Source organism: Glycomyces sp. L485, assembly GCF_022548875.1.
Classification (GTDB): Bacteria; Actinomycetota; Actinomycetes; order Mycobacteriales; family Micromonosporaceae; genus Glycomyces.
Genome location: NZ_JAKZEW010000017.1, coordinates 1 through 22516 on the forward strand (window position 1 = coordinate 1; position 22516 = coordinate 22516).

Genomic DNA, 22516 nt, shown 5'->3' on the forward strand with positions numbered 1-22516 from the left:
CAGCAACCAACCAGACCCTCACGGAACTTGATCAAGCCCTGGCCCCGCACCACGCTCCATCGCGAAGGCCCACTTCACCTTGAAACGCTCTTGGGGCTAACGGGCACCCTGTTGTTCCAGCCATTGCAACATCGCTTGGTTGGTCTCCTCCGGGTTCTCCTGCTGGATCCAGTGACCGCAATCCAGACTGATCACATCCACATTGGGCACGAACGCCGTCAGGTTCGCGGACCTCGAGACCGGGTCCCGGTCGCCGAAGATCATGAGGGCGGGCTGCTTGATGACCGGGTCCACGTCCGCGAGCAGGCGCCAGTTGCGGTCCAGATTCCTGTACCAGTTGATGCTGCCCGTGAACCCCGATGATGCGAAGGCGGAGACGAATACGGCCAGTTCGCCGTCGCTCATCACGGGCTCGCCGAGCGGTGTCGCCGCTCGGGCGAGGTTGATCATCGCCATGCCCGGCTGCGGCTCTGTCGGGGGCTCGTTCTTCCGGTACAGGTTGCGAAGGAACTGGAAGGTGTTGTCTTCGAGTACGGCATCCGCGACGCCCGGCTGCCGATTGAAATGGACGAAGTAGAAGTCGCCGCCGAGCATGGCTTCCATGAACTCGATCCAGGGAGTTTCTCCGCGCTCCTGATACGGCAGGCTCAGGTTGATCACCTTGTTCACGCGGTTCGGATGCAGCAAGGTCAATCCCCAGACGACCATCGCGCCCCAGTCATGGCCGACGAACGTGGCGTCTTCGTATCCGTAGTGATCGAGCAGTGCGATGAGGTCACCGGCGAGGTGCGCGATGTCGTAGTCGGTCACTTCAGCCGGACGGGAGGAGTTGCCGTAACCCCGCTGGTTCGGGACGATGACGTGGTAGCCCGCTGCGACCAGGGCAGGCACTTGATAGCGCCAGGAAAAGGCGAGCTCCGGCCAGCCGTGACAGAGCACAATGGGCGCTCCGGCGTTCTGCCGGCCCGCTTCGAACACTTCGAGTTCCACCCCGTTGACCGGGATGACGGTGGGCTCGGGGAAATCAGTGGGATTGAACATTGCGCTTCCTCCATGGCTTTTCGAGACGATCAGGCGTCCTGAGCGCCGGTCGCCACCACCGTAGGGCGCATTGCGGACAAGATCGGTCCTCGATCAGTGGCACACTGAGAAAATGCGGAAAGATCCCACCGGTCGAGCGCTGCAGCTGCTCTCGCTCCTGCAGACCCATCGATGGTGGCGCAGCGCCGAACTCGCCGAACGCCTCGAGATCACGGAGCGAACTGTGCGCCGCGACGTCGACCGGCTGCGCGATCTCGGCTATCCGGTCGATGCCACGTCGGGTAGATACGGGGGCTACCGGCTTGCGACGGGGACGCACCTGCCGCCCCTGGTCCTCGACGACGGCGAGGCCGTCGCAGTGGCCGTCGGTCTGCGCTATGCCGCGGAGGCCGCCGTCGTCGGCATGGAGGAGACGTCGCTGCGCGCCCTGATGAAGATCGAACAACTCCTGCCGCATCGGCTGCGCCGACGGGTGTCGGCGCTCCATTCAAGCGTTGTTTCGATCCGGCCGGAAGACGACGGCATCGTCGACCCCGAAGCGCTCAGCTTGCTCGCCGCGGCGTGTCGAGACTGTGAGGAGGTGCGTTTCGACTACCGGCGGCACGACGGCGAGCCCAGCGGACGGCTCGTCCAGCCGCACCGACTCGTCACCGCCGGTCGCCGCTGGTATCTCGTGGCGTGGGACCGGCATCGCGGTGACTGGCGCACGTTTCGGCTGGATCGGCTCCGGGAGCCCCGACTGACGGGTGAGCATTTCACGCCCCGCGCGATCCCGGGAGGCGACGCTGCGAGCTTCCTCGCAAGCTCAGTCAGCTCGATACCCCGTCTCCATGTAGCGAAGATCGCCGTCGAAGCCGCGTTCGCCGAGCTCGAGGGTGTGCTCCGGTGGGTGGACCACACGCCGATCGAGATGGAGACGGACGCTTGCCGCGTCCAGATCCGCAGTGAGGATCTCGGCCGGCTCGCCATGACTGTCGCCCGCATCGCACTCACCGCCCCAGTGGCCGTCATCGAACCAGCCGAACTCGCCGACACCGCCAGACAGCTCGCCACCCACCTCACCGCCCCGCCACCATGACCATCAGGAGCGGATCGACCGATCAAGTCATGCAGGCCAGGCCACCGCCGAGAACGGTTTCGCGGCCATGGCCCACGACATTCCAGCGGCGCACCCGTTCGACTGCACCGACGACGACTCGTTCATCGTGTCCGTGCGCGGTGACGACGCAGGCGAAATCACCCAACTGCGCGAGACGCTCGGCGACGGGCGACCGTGATCGTCGATCTGAGTCCGAACGGTCACAGTCCGTCGCAAGCGGGCACAGACGAATATGCGAAAGTTAATCGCCTGTGACCGGCTACTGCCAGTCACAGGCGATCACAAACGGTCACATGGGCCCCGCAAGGGGCCCATGGTGGTGTGGAGCTGCAGGGAATCGAACCCTGGTCCTCCGCTGCCTTTGTGAGGCTTCTCCGGGTGCAGTCCGCTGTGCCTTTTCTCGAGCCCCGCCGATCTCGCGGACAAGTCGGTGAGACGGGCTCCAGCCGCCGAAAGTGTCGTGCGACGACCCAGCGACCAAGTCGTCGACCTAGCGTCCTAGATGATGCCGCGAATCCGGAGCGGACGCGCCCCCGGTGCGGCAGACTACGCTATCGCTTAAGCAGCGAGGGCGTAGTCAGAAGTGCTTTTTGCGTTGGCACTTGTTGTTTTCCAACGTTGGTTTACGAGACAGCGTTGGCTTCCTCGACCCGCTTCCCTCACATCAACACACGGAGTCGAAACCGATCAGCCCCTTGGTTGAGGTGAGATACCCCTGTTCAGTTGTGCTCAGTGATTCTAGCTCAGTCCAACGGGACCCGGCCACGGGATATTCCCGCTACCGGTTCCCGCGCTTCGCGGCGCGGCCGACGGCCCGCTCGATCTCGCGGTCGGCCTCGCGCTTCGCGATGGCCTGGCGCTTGTCGTAGCTCTTGCGGCCCCTGGCCAGACCCAGCTCCATCTTCGCCCAGCCGTTCTGGAAATAGACGGCCAGCGGCACCAGCGTCAGGCCGGCCTCGTCGAGCTTCGGCTCCAGCTTGGCGATCTCGCCGCGGTGCAGCAGGAGCTTGCGGATCCGCCTCGGGGGGTGGTTCGTCCAGGTCCCGTAGTCGTACTCGGGGATGTGGAAGTTGTGGACGCGCGCTTCGCCGTTCCTGATCTCGGCGTACGCGTCGACGATGTTGCCGCGCCCCTGGCGCAGCGCCTTGACCTCGGTCCCGGACAGGACCATCCCGGCCTCGTAGGTGTCCAGGATGTCGTAGTCGTGGCGGGCTTTGCGGTTGGTCGTCACGACGGTGCGCTCGGGGCCCGAGTGCTTGGGCTTCGGCTGCTTCTTCTTGGACACGCGCCAAGCTTAACGATCGAACAAACGTATGTCGACGTCAATTCGGGTGCTGTAAGCGGCACAGACAGGACGGGAGGTAGCCCAAGGGGTTCACGCGCTCGCCGCCCTTCCGGACCTCGAAGTGCAGGTGCGCACCGGTCGAGGCCCCCGTGGAGCCCACCGCGCCGATGCCCTCATTGCGCGAGACGCGCTCGCCCTTGCTCACCCAGATGCTCGACTGGTGGGCGTAGCAGCTGTTCAGGCCGCCGCCGTGTCCGATGCAGGTGAGCATCCCGTAGCTGCCGCTCCAGCCGGCGTGGACTACGGTCCCCGAGTCGGCGGCGTAGATCGTGGAGCCGTGGCCGGCGGCGAAGTCGGTGCCGCCGTGGAACCGGGAGGTGCCGTAGATCGGGTGGCGCCTCCACCCGAAGTCCGAGGACTTCCAGCCGTTGACCGGCACCGCGAAGCCCGACCCTGATTCGCCGTCGGACGAGGAGTCGCCGCTGGAGCCCTCAGAGGAGGACGCGGACCGCAACTCCTCGGCCAGGCGCTCGGACTCGGCCTCCAGCCGCTCGTACTCGGCCTCCGCCTCGACTTCGGCGGCCTCGGCGACGGCGAGGGCGTCGGTGCGCTCGGCGACGAGCTGCTCCACCTCCGCCCGGGCGGCCACGGCCTCGTCGACGCGGACCTCGGCCGCGGCCAAGGCGTCCTCAGCCTCGGCCCCGGCTTCGGCGGCCACGGCTTCGGCGACGGAGGCGGCGGCCTCGACGTTGGCCGCCTCGCGGCGCTTGAGGGTCACGTCCTCGACGGCGGCGTTCTTGCCCTCGACCATGAATTCGAAGTAGGAGAGGCCGTCGACCACCTGGGACATGTCATCGGCGCCGAGGATCGCGTCGACGGTGAGCAACTCGACGCCCCGGTAGATGGCGGTCAACATCTCGGCCTGCGCCTCGCGGGCCTCCTCGACGGCCGCCGCGGCGGCCTCGAACTCGGCCTCGGCCGCTGCGAGCGCTTCACGGGCCTCCTCGGCGTCCTGCTGGGACTCGGCGGCGATGGCCTCGGCGGCGGCGATGCGCCCTTCGGCCTCGTCGACTGCCCGTTCGGCACCGGGCAACCGCGACTCGGTCTCGGCGAGGGTCTGTCCGGCCTCGGCGACCTCTTCTGAGGCACCTTCGAGTGCGGCGGCCATGCGGGCCTTCTCGCGCTCGACGGCGTCCAGTTCGTCTTGCGAGGGCAGGCCGGAGGCGGGGCCGCTCGCGGCCACTCCGAGGAGCAGGGCCGCGAGCGGCAAGCTAATCCGTCTCATGTGTCCCGAACCTAGTCCATCAATGACAGAGATTCGGGCGTTTGTGGCTTACTGCGCTAATAGGGCGACGGTTACACCTTGATATTGAAACGCAGCGTGATCCAGGCGGTGACCGCGCTGATCACGGCCGCGATGCCGGCCAGGATCGGCAGCAGCAGGATCACCGAGTTCCATTCGACCGGCGGCATCAGGCTGAACAGGTTTGAGAACTGGCCGTCGATCACGAAGACCTTCGCGGCGATCAGGGTCCCGAAGGCGAAGATCGCGCCGATGATGCCGGCGAAGACCGCCTCCATGACGAACGGGGCCTGCACGAACCAGTTCGGGGCGCCGACCAGCTTCATGATCGCTACCTCGCGGCGCCGCGAGTAGGCGGCGACCTGGATGGTGTTCGCGACCAGCATCAGTGCGGCCACGCCCTGGACGAGCGCGACGATGAGGGTGAGCTTCTGGGCGCCGCCGAGGATGTTGAAGACGTCGTCGAGGATCTCCCGCTGGTTCGTGGCCTGGTAGACGCCGTCACGCCCGGCGTACTCCTCGATGAGCAGGGGCGCATTGTCGATGTCCTTCAGTTTGATGCGGAACGCCGCCGGCAGGACCTCGGAGTTCACCGAGGCGATCAGCTCCTCGGATTCCGAGAAGGTCTCCTGGAACCGTTCCCACGCCTTCTCCTTCGACTCGAACTCGACCTCGGCGACGTACTGGTTCGACCGCAGGTCCGAATGGATCTGGTCGGTGACTTCTTCGGTGATCTCGCGGTCGAGGTAGATCACCACCTCGAGGTTCGTCTGGTAGTACCGCTCGATGACGTCGACCTGGTTGTACAGCAGCAGGCCGGCACCGAGCATGGTCAGGGAAACCGCCATGGTGATGATCATGGCGACGGTCATGGAGATATTGCGCCACAGTCCGAGGAACACCTCGGACATCACGTACTTCGCGCGCATGTGCTCTGCTCTCTGCCTTCCGCTTAGCCGTAGACGCCGCGAGCTTGGTCGCGGACGATCTGGCCGTTCTCGATCTCGATGACGCGACGGCGCATCTGGTTCACGATGTTGGAGTCGTGGGTGACCATGACGATGGTGGTGCCGGTCCGGCTGATGCGGTCGAGGAGCCGCATGATCTCGATGGAGGTGTCCGGGTCGAGGTTACCGGTGGGCTCGTCGGCCAGCAGCAGGAGCGGCCGGTTGACGAACGCGCGGGCCACCGCCACGCGCTGCTGCTCGCCGCCGGAGAGCTCGTGGGGGTAGCGGTGCTCCTTGCCGCCGAGGCCGACCAGTTCGAGGACCTCGGGCACGACACGGCGGGCGACCGACCGGGGCTTGCCGATGACTTCGAGCGCGAAGGCGACGTTCTCGGCCGCTGTGCGGTTGGGCAGGAGCCGGAAGTCCTGGAAGACGCAGCCGATGCTGCGCCGGTAGGCCGGCACCTTCCATCTGCGCAGCTTGGTCACGTCCATGTCGCCGACGGTGATGGTGCCCTTGTCGGGTACCTCTTCACGCAGCAGGAGCTTGATGATCGTGGACTTCCCCGCGCCGGTCGGGCCGATGAAGAAGACGAACTCTCCCTTGTCGATGAAGACGTTGACGTCCTCGACCGACGGACGGTTCGACCGGGGGTAGTGCTTGTTTACGCCCTCGAGCTGAATCACGTGGCGGAGTCTAGCCGCCAAAGCCCCGCCACGGTCGAGCGGCTCCAGTACATGCGTGGCATACCGTGGCACTTACGGCCCATATGTCCCGTCCGTTTCCGGGTAACGAATCGATTTCGTCCGAACGGGTGAAGCGACTATGGTCACGCGGCCCATGGTTTGCCGCACTTTGCCGCGAAGTGTCGCGCGATCGACCGGTGCCGCCCGCCTAGGACTCCTTCTCGCCGCTCCTGCGCCAGCGGATGCCCGCTTCCAGGAACGAGTCGATGTTGCCGTCGTAGACGCCTCTGACGTCGGAGGTCTCGAAGCCGGTTCGCAGGTCCTTGACCATCTGGTAGGGGTGCTCCACGTAGGAGCGCATCTGGTCGCCCCACGAGGCCGTCGCCGAGCCGCGGAGCTCGTCGACCTTGGCCTTCTCCTCCTCGCGCTTGAGCACGAGCAGCTTGGCCTTGAGCACGGCCATGGCGGTGGCCTTGTTCTGCAGCTGCGAACGCTCGTTCTGGCAGGCCACGACCAGGCCGGTCGGAAGGTGAGTCAGGCGCACGGCCGAGTCGGTGGTGTTGACGCCCTGGCCGCCGGGGCCCGATGACCGGTAGACGTCGACGCGGATCTCGTCGTCGGGGATGTCGATGTTGTCGGTCTGCTCCAGGGTCGGGACCACCTCGACGGCGGCGAAGCCGGTCTGGCGGCGCCCCTGGTTGTCGTACTTGCTGATCCGCACCACGCGGTGGGTGCCCTGTTCGACCGAGAGCGTGCCGTACGCGTAGGGGCCCTTGACGGCGAAGGTCGCCGAGCGGATGCCGGCCTCCTCGGCGTAGGAGACGTCGTAGACCTCGCTGGCGAAGTCGTGCGCCTCGGCCCACCGCAGGTACATGCGCATGAGCTGCTCGGCGAAGTCACAGGCGTCGGCACCGCCGGCGCCCGAGCGCACCGAGACGACGGCGTTGCGCTCGTCGTACTCGCCCGAGAGCAGGGTGCGGACTTCGAGCTCGTCGACGGACTTGCGGATGGAGCCGAGCTCGGCGACGGCCTCGGCCCTGGCGCTCGCGTCGTCCTCGCTCTCGGCGAGCTCGAACATGACTTCGACATCGTCCATGCGCCCGTGCAGGCCCGCGAGCTTGTTCAGCTCGGCCTGGACGTAGGAGAGTCGGGAGGTGATCTTCTGGGCGTGTTCGGCGTCGTCCCACAGCCCCGGGTCGGCGGCGGCGGCTTCGAGCTCTTCCTTCTCACGCCGCAGCGCCGGAAGGTCGAGCACGGCCTCGACGCTCGCGAGGGTCGCCTTCAATTCGCGCAGATCGGCGGAAACATCGACACTGGTCACAACAGATCAGGGTACGCCTGTAGCCCCGCTCATACGAAACGGGACGCTGGACCGCATGTGGTCCGGCGTCCCGTTCCGTGCTTGAAGTGCTTACCCGTGTCTAACGCGCTGCCTAGTGCTTGAAGCTAGGAAGCGCGCTTCTTGATCCAGCTGAGTGCCGACCGGTGGTAGCCGACCGCGAACTCCATCGCGGCTGCGGCGCCCGGGTCCTCGCTGGAGTAGTCCTTCGCCGCGGCGCGGGCCTCTGCCAGGGCTTCCTGGTGCTGCTCGGTGGCGTCGGCGAACATGTCGTTCAGCGTGTCGGCGGACATGTAGTCGGTGAAGGCGGTCCGCAGCGCGACGGGGTCGCGCAGCTGACCGATGCGGGCCGGCTCGTTGAGCCAGCGCGTGAAGGCGCGCTTGCCGTTGGCACTGATCGTGTACGGCACCGATGCGCGCGGACCCGGTTTGCCGACGCGGACGAGGCCCGCCTCGGCCAGCGCCGGGAGTTCGCGGTAGACCTGCGAGCGGGTCATGGTCCAGTACGGACCGAGGCGACGAGTCGCCTCTGCCATGAGTTGCCCACCGGTCATTGGACCTTCGTGTAGCAAGCCCAGCAATGCTGCTGAGGTTGCGTTCAGTTCTTTTCCTGCCATGCCCGACAGGATGCCATGTGGATACGGTTCTGACAAGTGGACAGCTCCAATGTGTCGATTGACCGTTACGAATGCACAGTAGTGACTGTCTACCGAATTCGTTGCAAGCCTTGCGAATCGGCTACGAGCTTCCAGTTCAGTACAACGTGTGTTTGGAGAATTCCAATGTTGTGATCCCGATCGCCTCACCGATTGCTCAAACGCAGTGTCGTGCTCTAGCTACGGAGCATTATCGACTGTCGCCATCGCATTCAGTTGCCCGGCATACGGGAGCCGATGAGGTCGGATCCGGGCATCTGGTCGACATGTTCGCCCTCATTGGAGTCTTCGGGAGCGCTGTCATTCTCGTCTGAATCGGACAAATCATCTGTTTCGATTGCAGGAGTGTCGCTATCCGCCTCGGGCTCATCGAGCCCCGGTGTCGTGGGGTCGACGGTGGGCTCCTCCGGGGGATCGGCGGGCCCGTCGGTCGGTTCGGGGCTGTCGCTCGTCTTCGCGGGGGCCGTCGTCGAGGACGGGTCGGCGACGTCGGTACCGTCGCCGCCGCCGATCCCGGGGAGAGCGAAGAGGACGCACGCGGCGACCGCGGCAAGACCGACCGCTCCGGCGCCGACGAGCGCCCGCGGCCACCGCTTCGAGGGCCTCGCGCCCTCGCGCACCGCGGCGGCGGCGATCTGTGGCAGCGGCGGCGTCGCCGGCGCGGAGGTGATCGGGGCGGTGGCGCCTCGGTCGCGCAGCTCCGGTTCGATCGGGGCGGTCGCCTGCCGCGACAGTCCGGGGGCGAGGCGGCGCAGTTCGACGGCGACGGCGTCGAGGTCGCCGCGCCCGCGCGGGTCGAGCGCGAGGAGCGTCTCGACCACCGTCCACAGGTCGGCGTCCACGGCGGCGGGCTTGACGGGGATCTGCGCCAGATGGCGTTCGAGCACGTCGGTGATCGAGCCGCCGCGGTAGGCGCTGTGCCCGGTGAGGGCCTCGTACAGGACCAGCCCCAGCGCGTAGTTGTCGATGCCCGGGCAGGCGGATTCACCGGCGGCGATCTCGGGCGCGGTGTACTCGGGGGTGCCGTGGGAGGGCGTGGAGGTGGAGCCGGCGGCGCGGGCGACGCCGAAGTCCACGAGCTTGACGCCGTCGCCGACGAGCATGAGGTTGCCGGGCTTGACGTCCCCGTGGAGGAATCCCGCGCGCTGGACGGCGGCAAGGGTCTCGGCGGCGTCCGCGCAGCGGAGGGCGGCCTCGGCGGCCGGGAGAGGTCCGTGGAGGCTCAGGTGCTCGCGCAGGTCGGTGCCTTCGGCGAGTTCGAGGACGATCGCGAGGACCGCGTCGGTGACGACGAAGTCGCGCACGCCGATCACGCCGGGATGGTCGACTGCGGCCAGGATCTCGGCCTCGGAGAAGAAGCCCTCGACGATGTCGACCTCGCCGCGCAGCTCATCGCGGAGGACCTTGACGGCGACCGGTTCACCGCTGGCCTGGTCGTGGCCGCGCCACACGACGCCGACCGCGCCTCGTGCGATCTCGGTCTGGAGGACGAAGCGGTCGGCCAGGACGGTGGCCATGGTGCCTCCTCGGGCTGGTTCGGACCTTGGCGATTCCACTGTAAATCGGCACTTCTAGCAGGTCAGCGGGCTGAGGGGAGGCTGGCACGATCCTGGGATACACGGGTCGCGGCGCGGACCGGCGGGCGCGGATCCAGGTCAGGCGGCCGTTCGGGCGAACGGCCGGGAATCGCGGGTCGTCTCTCGTGCCCGACCAACCACTACACTTGCGCCCATGTCCCTCGAACGGCCATGCTTCAAACAGAATGCCGAAACCCGGTGCGAACTCAGTGGTGATCGCCTGTGACCGAACTACGTTGGCGCTATGGCGCCGCCACCGACGTGGGCAAAGTCCGCGATCTCAACGAGGACTCCCACCTGGCGTCGCGGCGCCTACTCGCGGTCGCAGACGGGGTGGGCGGGGCCGCCGCCGGTGAGGTCGCGAGCGGAGTGACGATCACCGAGGTGACTCGGCTCGCGCGCCGTTCTCCGGTGGAGGCCGAGGCCGAGCTGGGCGAGGTCGTCGACGCCGCACGAGACCGAATCCGCGCGGCGGTGGCCGAGAACCCGGAGTCGGAGGGCATGGCGACGACGCTGACGGCCCTGTGGCTCGGCGACGACTCGGTCGACATCGTCCATATCGGCGATTCGCGGGCTTACCAGCTGCGCGGTGAGGACTTCGTGCAGGTGACCGTGGACGACTCGTACGTCCAGCACCTGGTCGACGAGGGCGCGATCACCCCCGCCGAGGCGCAGGACCACCCCTACAAGTCGGTGGTGACGCGCGTGCTCCAGGCGAATCCGGCGCCGGCGCACTTCGAGACGCGGCCGGCCGCGCTCAAAGACCGGTACATGCTGTGCTCGGACGGGTTGAGCGACGTGGTCGACGACTCGGTCATCGAGGAGACGCTGCGGGACTTCACCGACCCGCAGGCGGCGGCCGACGAGCTGGTGCGCCTGGCGCTGGAAGGCGGCGGGCCCGACAACGTCACGGTCGTGGTCGGCGACGTCTCGGAGCACAAGCGGTTCAAGCGGTGGCCCTGGGTCGCCGCGGCGATCGCGGTGGTCCTGGTCGTCGCGGCGATCGCGATCGGCCTGGCCCTGGGCGGCTGAGCGTCAGGCGTCGCCGAAGGGCACGCCCGCGACCGTCCCCTCCATTCGGGCGGTGTACTCGAAGAAGCCCGCGTCGTCGGCGGTCACGTTGTTCAGGTGCCCGTGCAGTTCGAACGAGATGACGCCGACCAGGCGGTTCCAGGCCAGGATGCCCCGGGCGACTTCGTCGACGACGAGATCTTCGCCCGGCATCAGGTCGAGCATGCCCGGCTCGACGAGGGACGGGTCGCAGGAGGGGCCGGGCGGCGGACGGAACTTCCCGGCGGCCTTCGCGTCCGACAACACCCGGGCCAGCGCGAGCGGCATCCGTCCGGCCGCAGTGGCGGTCTCCTGCGGGGCGGCGTAGCCGGGAACCGGAGTCCCGAACAGCAGCGCGAACTCGTAGCGGTGGGACATTGACCATTCGCGCACGGCCCGCCAGATTGCCAGCCAGCGCTCGCCCGGTTCGGCGGCGGGGTCGTCCGCACCTTCGGCCGCGGAGCCGATGTCGTTGTAGCCGTCGAGGATCAGGGCCGTGAGGAGTTCGTCGCGGCTGGGGAAGTAGCGGTAGATCGCCGAGGAGGCCATGCCGAGTTCGCGGGCGACGGCGCGCAGCGACAGGGCCGAGGGGCCGACCTCGCCGAGTTGGTGTTTCGCCGCGGAGAGGATTTCCTTGGTGAGCTCGGCGCGGGCGCGTTCCCTGGCGGTTCTCGGAGCATTCATGTGATCAGTGTACACAAAACAGAGCGCCGCTCTTGCCCTGAGAGCGTCGACCGGACCGCCCCGGGCGGCACCGAATCCTATGCGGACAGGGCGATGCCGTCGAGGATGTCGTGCTCGCTGATGAGCACGGCGTCCGCGCCGCTCCGCTCCATGATGGTCCGCAGCACCAGCGCCCCGCCGAAGATGACGTCGGCGCGCCCGGGGTGCATCACCGGGATCGCCAGGCGCTCGGCGTGATCGGCCGCCGCCAGGTCACCGGTGACCTTCGCCACCTGCTCGTAGCTCAGCTTGGTGCCGTCGATGGCGTCGGCGTCGTAGGAGGGCAGGTCGAGGGCGATGCCGGCGAGCGTCGTCGCCGTCCCCGCCACCGCCACCAGTTCGCCGGCCTCCCGGCCAGGGTCGGCCACCGACAGGGCCCTGTCCACGACCGACTGGATGTCGGCGACGGCGGCCTCGGCCTCGGGCCGAGTCGGCGGGTCGGAGCGCAGGTGGCGCTCGGTCATGCGCACGCAGCCGACGTCGACCGAGATCGCCGACAGGACCCGTGAGTCCTCGCCGCGCACGAATTCGGTCGAGCCGCCACCGATGTCGACCAGCAGGCGCTGGCCCTCGATCGCGGGAAGCGTCGCCACGGCGCCGGTGTACGACAGGCGGGCCTCGTCGTCACCGGTGATGACCTCGGGGGCCGCGCCCAGCGTCGATTCGACCATCTCCTTGAACTCGTGGGCGTTCTCGGCGTCGCGGCTGGCCGAGGTGGCGGTCATGCGGACCGCTTCGGCTCCGTGCTCGCGGATCTGGGCGGTGTAGTCGGCCAGCGCGACCCGCGTGCGTTCCAGCGCGGCGCCCGAGAGCCGCCCGGTGTCGTCGACGCCTTCGCCGAGTCGCACGACCTCCATGCGCCGCACCACGTCGTGGAGCCGCCCGCTTTCGTCGACGTCCGCGATGAGCAGTCGGATCGAGTTCGTTCCGCAGTCGATTCCCGCTACGCGCCTCATGCGCCCGCCTCCTGGTCCGCTTCGCAACTGCCGTGCTTCCACCATTCGGGGAGCCGTTCGATCGCCTCGTCGCCGAACGGGTCGACACCCGGTCCGGCCGCCAGCGCGTGGCCGACGAGGGCGTGCAGGCACTTGACGCGGTCGGGCATGCCGCCGGCCGAGACCCCGTCGATCTCCGACACGTCGCCGAGTTCCGCTCGCCGTGCGAGGTAGTCCTGGTGGGAGCGCCGGTGGGCCTCGGCGAGGTCTTCGTCCTCGGCGAGCCGGTCGTTCATCTCCTTCATGACCCCGCCGCCTTCGAGCCGCCCGATGGCCGAGGCGGCCTTCGGGCAGGTCAGATAGTAGGTGGTGGGGAAGGGCGTCCCGTCAGGCAGCCTGGGCTCGGTCTCGATGACGGCGGGCTGGCCGCACGGGCAGCGCCAGGCGACGGCGTGCGCGCCGCGGATCGGGCGTCCGAGCTGGTTCGAGACGGCCGCGGCGTCGGTTTCGGTCACCGGCTGCGGTTCTTGGGGCCACGCGTTGGGCTTCAATCCTCTGATTCCTCTTGGTCGAGCTGGTCGGCGTCTTCAAAGGTAGCGACCAGGTCGTCGTACCAGGGCCGGTCGGCGTCGGCTTCGGCGTCGTCGCCGCCGGTGTGCCTGGGGTCCTCCTCGTCCTGGACGATGACGAGGTTCTCCCCCGGTTCGACGAGCAGGAGGCTGGAGCGGATCTGGGCCTTGACGTATTCGGGGTCGTCCCATTTGATGCGCTCAGCTTCGAGCTCGGCGAGGCGTTCGCGCTGCTCGGACTGCTCGGCTTCGAGCCGGTTGATCTCGATGCGCTGTTCAACGTAGGTGCGCAGGGGGTAGGCGTAGGCGAGGGCGAGCGCGGAGAGGACGAGCGCGATGACGGCGGCCCGGCGGGAGAGCCGGCTCTGGGCCCTGGCACGGACGCGCTTGACCTTCGGGCGGACGGGGACGCCGGAAGCGGGCCTGCGACCGGCGCGAGTGCGACCTGGACCGGTCGATCGTGCTCCGGGGCGGCTGGGTCGTCGGCTGGCGCTCACGGGCCCAGCCTAGTCGATCCGGGGACGGGCGAGGCCCCCGCGCCGATCGGCGCGGGGGCCTTCGAACGCGGTGTCGTTACGCGGACTTGTACTTCGGGAAGGCGGACGCGCCGGCGTAGCGGGCGGCGTCGCCGAGGCTCTCCTCGATGCGCAGCAGCTGGTTGTACTTGGCGACGCGGTCCGAGCGGGCCGGGGCGCCGGTCTTGATCTGACCGGTGCCCATGGCGACGGCCAGGTCGGCGATCGTGGTGTCCTCGGTCTCACCGGAGCGGTGGCTCATCATGCAGCCGAAGCCGGCACGGTGGGCCATCTCGACGGCGTCGGTGGTCTCGGTGAGCGAGCCGATCTGGTTGACCTTGACGAGCAGGCCGTTGGCGGCCTGCTCCTCGATGCCGCGGCGCAGGCGCTCGGGGTTGGTCACGAACAGGTCGTCGCCGACGATCTGGACTTTGTCGCCCACCGCCGCGGTGAGGGTGGCCCAGCCGGCCCAGTCCTCTTCTGCGAGCGGGTCCTCCATCGACACGAAGGGGTAGGCGGCGAGGAGCTCCTCGTAGTAGGCGCTCATCTGCTCAGGCGTCCGCTTCTCACCCTCGAAGACGTAGGCGCCGTCCGAGTAGAACTCGGTGGCGGCTGCGTCGATGGCGAAGGCGATGTCAGTGCCGAGCTTGTAGCCGGCCTTCTCTACGGCGACGCTGATGAGGTCGAGGGCCTCGCGGTTCGAGCCGAGGCTGGGGGCGAACCCGCCCTCGTCGCCGAGGCCGGTGTTCAGGCCCTTGTCCTTGAGGACCGCCTTGAGGGCGTGGTAGGTCTCGGCACCCCAGCGCAGGGCCTCCTTGAACGTCGGCGCGCCGACAGGGGCGATCATGAACTCCTGGATGTCCACGTTGGAATCAGCGTGGGAGCCGCCGTTGAGGATGTTCAAGCACGGCACCGGCAGCAGGTGCGCGTTCGGTCCGCCGACATATCGGTAGAGGGGCAGCTCGGAGGAGTCGGCGGCGGCCTTGGCGACGGCCAGGGAGACGCCGAGGATGGCGTTGGCGCCGAGGACGGACTTGTCGGGGGTGCCGTCGGCGTCGAGGAGGGCCTGGTCGATCAGGCGCTGCTCGGAGGCTTCAAGGCCGATCAGGGCGTCGCGGATGGGGCCGTTGACGTTGTCGACCGCCTTCTCCACGCCCTTGCCGACGTAGCGCTTCGGGTCCTTGTCGCGCAGTTCGAGCGCCTCGAAGGCGCCGGTCGAGGCGCCGGAGGGGACGGCCGCCCGCTGTAGCGTGTCGTCGTCGAGCAGGATCTCCACCTCGACGGTGGGGTTTCCGCGGGAGTCGAGAATCTCCCGTGCCCGAATGTCTTCAATTGCAGCCACTGTCACTCCTGAAATAGCCGAATCTGACGTTCAGCCCGATTACGGGCCTGTGTCCCGAGGATTTCGACCGACCCGACACTGCGCCGGCCACAGCTCCTTAGCGTACGCCTCGCCCCCTCCGTCGGTGCTCGCGATCCGAGAAGGCGCGCCGCCGTGCAAACCATGATCGGAATCTGGCCGCAGCCCTATAAGGTGGGGGCGAACCTCAGATCAGACACCCGTGCTAGGCGTGCCCAGCGAATCCAGTGCGCCACTGGCATTCTCGAACGCCCGCACCTCTGGGAATTGGAGCCTCATGCCCACTCGGAACTCCCTGCACCGCCGCGCTGCCCTCGGTGCGGCGGCGGTACTCGCACTAGCGGGCTGCACGAACGACACCGGAGAGGAGACCGATACAGTCTCGGAGGACCAGGCCGCACTGGTGGAACTCGGCGAACGCTTGAACGGCGCCGACGGGCACGCCTACACAGCCGCGTACCTGGTGGAGGGCACCGGCACGTCGGTGCTCCTAGCGGTGGATCCCGAGGCGGCCACGGCCGCCGTGGTGGTCGACGACCGGCCCGAGTTCTGGACCGGCGAGGACGTCGAGGAGATCCCGGGCTGGTTGAGCGGCGAGCTCACCGGGGTGCTGCCGACCGGCGGCGAAGTGTCGGAATGGCTGACTGCGACCTCCGGAGACCCGTCGGCGCGGTCGGAGTTCTCGGACACGACCCTCGCCGGAGAGTTGGCGGACTGCGTGAACGTGCGGGGCGCCGCGGAGTCGCCGGTGGGCGCCTTCGAGGTGTGCGTGACCACGATCGGCGTGATCGCCTCGATCACGGCCGACCTCGGCGAAGTCACCTACACGGCCAAACTGGTGAACTACCACGATGGCGTCGACGACGCGCGGCTGGACGAGCTGGCGGGTACCAGCAGGCACAACAACGAGTAGTTCCGGCGTCGGCGAACCGAAGTCAGGTTAGAGTCTCCCGGCGGGCCGGGCCAGGCGCTACGGGGGTTCGCCCGAAAGGGTGTCAGCGCCGCCCGGTCCGCCCCGCACCATCCGCAACCCCTCGACGCGTATGCCGCGTCACAAGCGACATCCCTGTGGAGCTACCGCGAATCGGTCGGGTAAGCTTGTCGACGTTGCCGCATCGCAGGGTGCGAAACAAGGCCAAGCTCCCGTCGTCTAGGGGCCTAGGACGCCGCCCTCTCAAGGCGGAAACGGCGGTTCGAATCCGCTCGGGAGTACCAGAGTATTGATGTTCGAAAACGGTCGGGTCGAAAGATCCGGCCGTTTCGCGTATGTCCGTTTCTCACACATGAACATGCGCACCAGCATCGAGGGCGCGTCCCCTTCGTCGCGTTTGACGCGATTGCGTGCGGTCGATCAGTATCTGGTGTCTACAGCGCTGGTAGGAGGAGCCATGTTCAGGATCGAGTGGACCGCCCACGAGCCGAAGCCACAGGCCGAGATCGACGAGCTGTACAGCGAGCTGCTCGAATCGATCGAGATCGACGGTCCCTACGAGTTCTCCACCCTGGTATGTGCCGCTCAGCTTCTGGAGACGCGATATGTCGTGGCTCGCATCATCGGATACTCCGATTGCGAGCCGACCTTGGACTACACGGACATCGTCGACCTCTTCGAGAGTATGGATGCGGCGCTTGGGGCCTTGGAGGAGCACCGAACGGGAGTACTCGAGTTCTATCCGGCATCCTCCGAGTCCATCGCCTTCGATGCCTCCCACGACCAGGTCCGGCTCTTCCGAGTGCCCTGGCTCGAAGCGAACGGGATCGATATCAAGAGCCCATTGCCACACCATCTCACCGCGCGCCCAGAGGCCGTATGCGAGCGCAGCGTCCTCGCTGACCATCTCAGGGACCTTCGCCGAGAATTCGCCCAGGCCGCAATCAAGAGCGACCCTCGTCTGGCAGCACACGAACCTCTCCGCCGATGGTCGCTCAACGAGAGTGGCAGCACCTGAGTCTCCTGAAGATTGCCGTACCGAGACACTCCGCCCAGTCCTCGACCGGCTTGCGATCACCAGAGTGCGTGTGAACTACCTTGGTCGCGCCTCAGGGTGCCAGCCCGGGCCAGGGTCGCGCTCCTCCAGTTGGAGGGCGGCACCGGAAGTCGGCGAGATCGGTGACGGTGCCTCGGGCCAGCATGGGGTCAAGGTGGTTGTCGCTGTTGTATTCGCTGGGGTCGGTGAGACTGGAATCGAGGAGGATCGATCCACCGGGCGGACGTTCGATCAGGACCTTCACGTCACCGTGTTGCAGCAGGGTCTGGTCTGGTTCAGGATTCTGGCTGTGAACCGACGCCGGCGCGGAAACCGCATATGGCGACGGCGATCTTCGTAGGCTATGGCGGCGGGCATACGACGAAGCCGGAATGGCGGCCCGCCGATGGAACCGCCGAGAAGGATCAGACGGCTGGAGGCTGACATGGAGTATTGGACGGCGATTCGACTGCGGAAGCCGTTCGCCGACACGGTGGAACGGGTCCGTGAGGCGTTGCAGGAGCAGGGCTTCGGCGTACTCACCGAGATCGACGTGCAGGCGACTCTGCGAGAGAAGCTCGGCGAGGAGACCGAGGACTACCTCATCCTCGGTGCTTGCAACCCTCCCCTGGCACATCAGGCGCTGGAAGTCGACCGGCGGATCGGGTTGCTGCTGCCCTGCAACGTCGTAGTCCGCCGGGACGAGGACGAGACCGTGGTCGAGGCGTTGGAGCCGCAGGTCATGGTCGACGTCACCGGCAAAGCGGACCTCGCTCCGGTCGCGGCCGAGGCGGGTCGGCGCCTGCGTGCCGCGCTTGAGGGCATGCGTTCCTGATCCAGGAGGCCACGTCGGGGCCTTCCTCCGAAGGCGGCGGGGTGGCGCGGAGGGACACGGCGGCAGCTCGGTTCTGGCTCTGTGCCCCGACGGGATCCGACGGTGCGACCTCACCGTTCCTGGTTCGCGGCTCGCTCGGAGAGAGCGCGGCGTAGCCTGGCGGCCGCGCGCTCGGGCGGCAGAGGATTGACCGCGATCCCCGTCCCGAGCTCGAATCCCGCGGCGATGACCAAGCGCGGCAGCAGGCTCAGATGCCACGAGAAATAGTCGGTGTGCTCCTCCCCGTTGGGGGCGCTCACGAGCACGAAGTTGTAGGAGAAGTCGCCGAGCAGGTCCCGCAGTGCGACCAGGAGGCCGCGCAGCAGGGCCGAGGCATCGGTGAGCACCTCGTCGGCCACGTCGGCGAAGGACGCCTGGTGGACACGTGGCACCAGCCGGGCCTCGAACGGGACCCGTGAGGCGTACGGGGCGAGCGCCACGACATGGTCGGCGACGGCGAGGACTCGGGCGCCTTCGGCGAGTTCGGCCGTGGTGACGTCGGCGTACAGGCAGCTTCCGTGGTCGTCGTAGTGGGCCCGGGCGATGTCGAACAGCTGCCGGTATCGCAGCGGCACGATCGGGGTGGCGACTATCTGGGAGTGCGGATGCGACAGCGAGGTGCCGGCGGCCGCACCGTGGTTGCGAAACGGCAGCACCAGGCCCGGTCGAATCCCGCGGAGCGCGCGGGCGCGGGCGCGGTACGCACCGAGAACGGCCGCAACGGCCGCGTCGTCGGCATCGGCCAGGTCCAGGTCGTGGCGGGGAGTCTCGATGACCACCTCGTGCGCGCCGACGCCGTCGGCGGAGACGAGGAGGCCATCGCGGTGGTGGAGGGCCGGCCGATCGGCGGCGGCGAGGACTGGGAACCGGTTGGGCACCACTCGCACCGTCCAACCGTCACCGTCGTCTGTGGGCAGCCGCCACAGCTCGGCCGGCGTCTGGTCCTCGTTGCCCGGGCAGAACGGGCATTTCGGGTCGAGGGTGACAGGTCGAGCGCCCCGGGCGGGTGTCGAATCGGGCACCGGATGCGGCCGGCGCTCGCGCTCCGGGGCGATCACCGCCCAGGCGCGTGTGAACGGGTCCTGACGCAGTTCGGCATTGTCCGGGCCTGTCCTCCCGGCGCGGGACGTCACGCGCCCGCCCGACTCGCCGTACGTAGGAACAGCTGGGGGTTCGCGGCGAATTCGCGGGCGCAGGATTTCGAGCAGAACCGGAACCGCTGCCCGTGGTACGCGTGCTGGAGCTCGGAGTCGGGACGGACCCGCATGCCGCAGACGGGATCGCGATCCTCCCCGGACACACCCGCGGCCGCCAGCGCCTGAGGTGTCCCCGGGTGCCGCTCGAGCAGATCTGAGATCAGCCGCAGCTCGTCGCCGAGCAGGCGGGGCAGCAGGAACCGGTGCAGCACCCGCCTGCGGCCGGCGTCCGCGAGGCGGCGCCCGGCAGCGGGGTCGGCCAGCAGGTCCAGGACGCGCGCGGCGCATTCCTCGACCGAGTCGACCAGGTAGCCGCCCACGCCGTCGGCGAGCTGCAGCGGGATGCCGCCCGCGCGACCGGCCACGACCGGTGTGCCCTTCCAGGTGGCCTCGGACACCACCAGCCCGAACCCCTCACGCAGGGACTTCTGGATCGCCACATCGGCATGGCGCTGGAAGGCGTTGACCTCGATGTTTCCCACGCCGGTGAGGTTGGTGAACAGGTAGATGTCAGGGTCGTCGGCTGCGGCGTCGCTGATCTCGCGGTACACCTGCCAGCCCTCCGGGTCGTCGCGCGCCATCGCCCCGACCAGGGCCAGTTGCACGTCGGGCATCCGGCGCTTGACGATCCGGTACGCGGCGATCACGCCGAGCGGGTCCTTCCAGTGGTCGAAGCGGGACACCTGCAGCAGCAGGGGCCGCGCTACGTCCACCCCGATCCAATCGACGATGGAGACGGCCAGGTGCTCGTCGAGATCGATGTTCTTCGGGCTGAGCGGGTCGATCGCGGGCGGGATGATCTCCACCCGGCCGTGGGAAACGTCCGGCGGGGCGAACGATCCCAGGGTGTACACCGAGGCGTCATAGTCGTCCAGCAGCGGCATGAGTCGGGCCAGGACCTCCGGGTCGGGCGCCGAGCTGTCGATGTGGCAGCGCCAGATCCATCGCGCTTCTCCGCGGCCTCGCAGGTGCGGCAGCGCGAGGGGCTGCGGATCGTGGACGATGACGACGTCGTAGGGCTCTTCCATCTGGGCGGCGACGCGTGCGGAGGTCTGCTCGTATATCTCCCATTCGGCCTGGGTCACGCCGCGGGTGCCGCCTTGCAGTGCGTTGTGAATGGCCTTTGTCACCGCGAAGAACTCCTCGGTGCCGGTGATGGTCTTCCATCGGGCGACGATTCCCAGATCGCGCATCAACGGCACTTCGGACCGCAGGATCTCTGCCACGCCACCGCCGTAGGAGGTGGCGTTCACGTGCAGGACCCGTGCGCCCGCCAGCGGTTCGGCCAGTTCGCGCAGGTCCTGCAGTACTTCGTCTCCTACGGTCGCGCGGTATGCGTCTAGTCTGTTGCGCCCGACGTCAACGTTCTGCAGCATCCTCACCGTCTCCTTCGAGCGCGGTGGCAGGCGTTCGGCCCTCGCCGGCGAGCCCGCACCGTGGCGGTTCGAGGCGCGCCGGGACCGGCGTTTCGGCTGCGGGTCGTCCAGGTGGCGCGGGGTGCGTCCCATGCGATGGGCGAAGAGCGCCCGACCCCGGGCGAGTTCGGGGCAGACTGTCACGAGGGCATACCGCCCACCTGCTCATTCGGTCACCGTACCAGTCTCTCGCCGTCGGAGCCGGTGTTCGTTTGAGCGGTGCCCTGGCACGGATGCACCGAGCTGGTCGGTCTGGCGGACCGCCGCATCCTGCGACACCGTCGGCGGTGGACGAGCAGGCGGTGGAGATGGCGTAGCAGATTCAGATCAGGCGAGCTCCGGACTGAGTCCGGCGCTCGCCTGGTCGAGGCTACTCGGGGTCGGCCGAGCGGCTGGTCTTCTCCCAGGCCCGCCAGGTGGCCATCCTCTGCTCGTGCGAGGCGAGCACCAGGTCGTATCCCTGAGACGCAAGGAGCAGTCGGGTGGGCGGCTCTGCCGCGTCGACGACTTCGAACAGGGCCTCGACGCTGTCGTCCGCCCTCGGCGTCGGACCACCGCTCCAGTTCGCCATCGCGTCCCGCAGCGGCTGATAGAGGGGGTTCGCCTGGGAGCGGCCGGCGGAAGCGCCGGCCCAGTCGGTTGCGAAGGCGGACGGCTCGATCAAGGTGGTCTTGATGCCGAAACCTGCGACTTCCCGTTCCAACGCCTCGGTGAAGCCCTCCAAGGCCCATTTGGAGGCGTTGTAGATGCCCAGGCCGGGGAACGCGGTCACGCCGCCGATGCTGGAGACCTGGACGATGTGGCCGCCACCCTGTTCGCGCAGCAGCGGAATCGCGGCCTGGGTGATCCACAGGGCGCCGAAGAAGTTGGTCTCCATCTGCGCGCGGGCCTCGTCCTCGGTCGTCTCTTCGACGGCGCCGAAATGTCCGTAGCCGGCGTTGTTGACCACTACGTCGAGACGGCCGAAATGACTGTGCGCCTGGTGGACAGCGGCGATTCCGGCGTCGCGGTCGTCGACGTCGAGCCGGATCGGCAGGACGGCGTCGCCGAAGCGGTCGACCAGATCGTCCAATGCGCTGGAGTCGCGGGCGGTTGCGGCGACTCTGTCGCCGCGCTCGAGCGCGGCGGTGGTCCAGGCGCGGCCGAAACCGCGGGAGGTGCCGGTGATGAACCACGTCTTTGACATGCAATGTCCTTTCTTCACTCCGGCGTCTCCGGAGACGACTTGGCGTCGACCGATGCGAGTCGGCGCCGTTGATAATTTCATTGTACGCCAAAGATGTCTCACTGTGCCAACTATGGCTTGATGTGCTTAAGGCAACTCTTTGCGCCGAGCGAGGTATGCTGGTGGCATGGAGGAATCGAAGGTGGGGCTGCGAGAGCGCACGCGCAACATGGTGCGGGCGCAGTTGGCCGACGCCGCCTTGAAGCTGTTCGTCGAGCAGGGCTTCGAGGCGACGACGGTCGAACAGATCGCCGCGGAGACCGGCCTGTCCCGCCGCAGTTTCCACCGCTACTTCTCCAGCAAGGAGGACGTGTTCGGACAGTGGTTCGTGGAGATGGGCCGGCAGCTCGCCGAGGCCCTGGCGGCGCGTCCGCCCGAGGAGTCACCCTGGTTCGCGCTGCGCCGCGCCTTCGACGAGCTCGTGCAGGACATGAGCGCCAGACCCGAGGCGCTGGACATCACCCGAATGGTCGCGAACACCCCCGCATTGCATGCCACACATCTGCAGAAGCACGCCCACTGGCGGGACGTGCTCGCCGACGTGCTCCAGCGGCGCCTGGCCGAGAACGGCCGGGGACCGGACCGGATCGCCTCGGTGGCGCTCGTCGGCGCGGCCCTGGCCAGCCTCGACTCCGCCCAGTCGGAATGGGCCTCGGAAGGCAACGATCTGACGCTCGATGAGCTGTTGGACCGGGCCATGAACGCCGTCGCGCCGCTCTCGGCCCCCGAGGACCACCTGCAGCGCGACTGAGGG

23 protein-coding genes, 1 tRNA gene and 1 other RNA gene are annotated in these 22516 nt (G+C 67.9%); 8 read left to right on the top strand and 17 right to left on the bottom strand.

Annotated elements, in window-relative coordinates:
* Window positions 1-96: 96 nt before the first annotated feature.
* Complete coding sequence (locus tag L0U85_RS10455; RefSeq protein ID WP_241377705.1) at window positions 97-1041, bottom strand: alpha/beta hydrolase; 945 nt, start codon at window positions 1039-1041, stop codon at window positions 97-99.
* 112 nt (window positions 1042-1153) lie between these two features.
* Between L0U85_RS10455 and L0U85_RS10460 the strand changes: the two genes are divergently transcribed.
* Window positions 1154-2119, top strand: coding sequence for a YafY family protein (locus L0U85_RS10460; protein WP_241377706.1), 966 nt, complete (start codon window positions 1154-1156; stop codon window positions 2117-2119).
* A gap of 67 nt (window positions 2120-2186) precedes the next feature.
* Window positions 2187-2318, top strand: coding sequence for a hypothetical protein (locus L0U85_RS20675; protein ID WP_277605650.1), 132 nt, complete (start codon window positions 2187-2189; stop codon window positions 2316-2318).
* Between the two features lie 141 nt (window positions 2319-2459).
* Here the strand turns inward: L0U85_RS20675 and ssrA are convergent.
* The 8 genes from ssrA to L0U85_RS10500 form a co-directional block, all read right to left on the bottom strand.
* Window positions 2460-2835, bottom strand: a transfer-messenger RNA (tmRNA) gene (gene ssrA / locus L0U85_RS10465).
* Window positions 2836-2918: 83 nt separating this feature from the next.
* The gene (smpB, locus tag L0U85_RS10470) at window positions 2919-3425 is read right to left on the bottom strand and encodes an SsrA-binding protein SmpB (protein WP_347177416.1); all 507 of its coding nucleotides are present in this window, start codon (window positions 3423-3425) and stop codon (window positions 2919-2921) included.
* Window positions 3426-3462: 37 nt separating this feature from the next.
* The gene (locus tag L0U85_RS10475) at window positions 3463-4710 is read right to left on the bottom strand and encodes a M23 family metallopeptidase (RefSeq protein WP_241377707.1); all 1248 of its coding nucleotides are present in this window, start codon (window positions 4708-4710) and stop codon (window positions 3463-3465) included.
* Window positions 4711-4781: 71 nt separating this feature from the next.
* Window positions 4782-5657 (bottom strand): permease-like cell division protein FtsX, encoded by an 876-nt coding sequence (gene ftsX, locus L0U85_RS10480; RefSeq protein WP_241377708.1) that lies wholly within the window; start codon window positions 5655-5657, stop codon window positions 4782-4784.
* A gap of 23 nt (window positions 5658-5680) precedes the next feature.
* Window positions 5681-6361, bottom strand: coding sequence for a cell division ATP-binding protein FtsE (gene ftsE / locus L0U85_RS10485; protein WP_241377709.1), 681 nt, complete (start codon window positions 6359-6361; stop codon window positions 5681-5683).
* Window positions 6362-6569: 208 nt separating this feature from the next.
* The gene (gene prfB, locus L0U85_RS10490) at window positions 6570-7682 is read right to left on the bottom strand and encodes a peptide chain release factor 2 (protein WP_241377710.1); all 1113 of its coding nucleotides are present in this window, start codon (window positions 7680-7682) and stop codon (window positions 6570-6572) included.
* Window positions 7683-7807: 125 nt separating this feature from the next.
* Window positions 7808-8317 (bottom strand): PadR family transcriptional regulator, encoded by a 510-nt coding sequence (locus L0U85_RS10495; protein ID WP_277605652.1) that lies wholly within the window; start codon window positions 8315-8317, stop codon window positions 7808-7810.
* Between the two features lie 251 nt (window positions 8318-8568).
* Window positions 8569-9873 carry a serine/threonine-protein kinase gene (locus L0U85_RS10500; protein WP_241377712.1) on the bottom strand — a complete coding sequence of 435 codons (1305 nt, stop codon included), beginning with the start codon at window positions 9871-9873 and terminating at the stop codon, window positions 8569-8571.
* A gap of 282 nt (window positions 9874-10155) precedes the next feature.
* On the opposite strand from L0U85_RS10500, the gene L0U85_RS10505 reads away from it, so the two are divergent.
* Entirely contained in the window at window positions 10156-10965 is an 810-nt protein-coding gene (locus L0U85_RS10505) for a protein phosphatase 2C domain-containing protein (protein ID WP_241377713.1), read from the top strand.
* Between the two features lie 3 nt (window positions 10966-10968).
* Here the strand turns inward: L0U85_RS10505 and L0U85_RS10510 are convergent, their stop codons facing one another.
* The 5 genes from L0U85_RS10510 to eno form a co-directional block, all read right to left on the bottom strand.
* Window positions 10969-11667: a TetR/AcrR family transcriptional regulator gene (locus L0U85_RS10510; RefSeq protein WP_241377714.1), complete on the bottom strand. Its 699-nt coding sequence runs from the start codon at window positions 11665-11667 to the stop codon at window positions 10969-10971.
* A 77-nt stretch (window positions 11668-11744) separates the two neighbouring features.
* Window positions 11745-12662 carry a Ppx/GppA family phosphatase gene (locus L0U85_RS10515; protein ID WP_241377715.1) on the bottom strand — a complete coding sequence of 306 codons (918 nt, stop codon included), beginning with the start codon at window positions 12660-12662 and terminating at the stop codon, window positions 11745-11747.
* Window positions 12659-13156 (bottom strand): DUF501 domain-containing protein, encoded by a 498-nt coding sequence (locus L0U85_RS10520; RefSeq protein WP_241377716.1) that lies wholly within the window; start codon window positions 13154-13156, stop codon window positions 12659-12661. The genes L0U85_RS10515 and L0U85_RS10520 overlap by 4 nt, the downstream gene beginning before the upstream one ends.
* A 32-nt stretch (window positions 13157-13188) precedes the next feature.
* A complete protein-coding gene (locus tag L0U85_RS10525) occupies window positions 13189-13707 on the bottom strand; it encodes a septum formation initiator family protein (protein ID WP_241377717.1) in 519 nt (172 codons plus the stop codon).
* Window positions 13708-13783: 76 nt separating this feature from the next.
* Window positions 13784-15067, bottom strand: coding sequence for a phosphopyruvate hydratase (gene eno, locus L0U85_RS10530; RefSeq protein WP_241377718.1), 1284 nt, complete (start codon window positions 15065-15067; stop codon window positions 13784-13786).
* Window positions 15068-15362: 295 nt separating this feature from the next.
* Between eno and L0U85_RS10535 the strand changes: the two genes are divergently transcribed.
* From L0U85_RS10535 to L0U85_RS10550, 4 genes are all read left to right on the top strand, one after another.
* Window positions 15363-15998, top strand: a complete 636-nt coding sequence (locus tag L0U85_RS10535; protein ID WP_241377719.1) for a hypothetical protein — start codon at window positions 15363-15365, stop codon at window positions 15996-15998.
* 226 nt (window positions 15999-16224) lie between these two features.
* A tRNA-Glu gene (locus tag L0U85_RS10540) sits at window positions 16225-16300 on the top strand.
* Between the two features lie 68 nt (window positions 16301-16368).
* Complete coding sequence (locus L0U85_RS10545) at window positions 16369-17034, top strand: hypothetical protein (RefSeq protein ID WP_241377720.1); 666 nt, start codon at window positions 16369-16371, stop codon at window positions 17032-17034.
* Window positions 17035-17497: 463 nt separating this feature from the next.
* Window positions 17498-17887: a DUF302 domain-containing protein gene (locus tag L0U85_RS10550; RefSeq protein WP_241377721.1), complete on the top strand. Its 390-nt coding sequence runs from the start codon at window positions 17498-17500 to the stop codon at window positions 17885-17887.
* Window positions 17888-17997: 110 nt separating this feature from the next.
* Here the strand turns inward: L0U85_RS10550 and galT are convergent, their stop codons facing one another.
* From galT to L0U85_RS10565, 3 genes are all read right to left on the bottom strand, one after another.
* Complete coding sequence (gene galT, locus L0U85_RS10555) at window positions 17998-19059, bottom strand: galactose-1-phosphate uridylyltransferase (RefSeq protein ID WP_241377722.1); 1062 nt, start codon at window positions 19057-19059, stop codon at window positions 17998-18000.
* A complete protein-coding gene (locus tag L0U85_RS10560; RefSeq protein WP_241377723.1) occupies window positions 19056-20498 on the bottom strand; it encodes a glycosyltransferase in 1443 nt (480 codons plus the stop codon). Before L0U85_RS10560 ends, galT begins: the two co-directional genes overlap by 4 nt.
* 409 nt (window positions 20499-20907) lie before the next feature.
* On the bottom strand, window positions 20908-21723 hold the full coding sequence (locus L0U85_RS10565; protein WP_241377724.1) for an SDR family NAD(P)-dependent oxidoreductase: 816 nt from the start codon (window positions 21721-21723) through the stop codon (window positions 20908-20910).
* A 166-nt stretch (window positions 21724-21889) separates the two neighbouring features.
* Between L0U85_RS10565 and L0U85_RS10570 the strand changes: the two genes are divergently transcribed.
* Window positions 21890-22513 (top strand): TetR/AcrR family transcriptional regulator, encoded by a 624-nt coding sequence (locus L0U85_RS10570; RefSeq protein ID WP_241377725.1) that lies wholly within the window; start codon window positions 21890-21892, stop codon window positions 22511-22513.
* The last annotated feature ends 3 nt before the right edge of the window (window positions 22514-22516 follow it).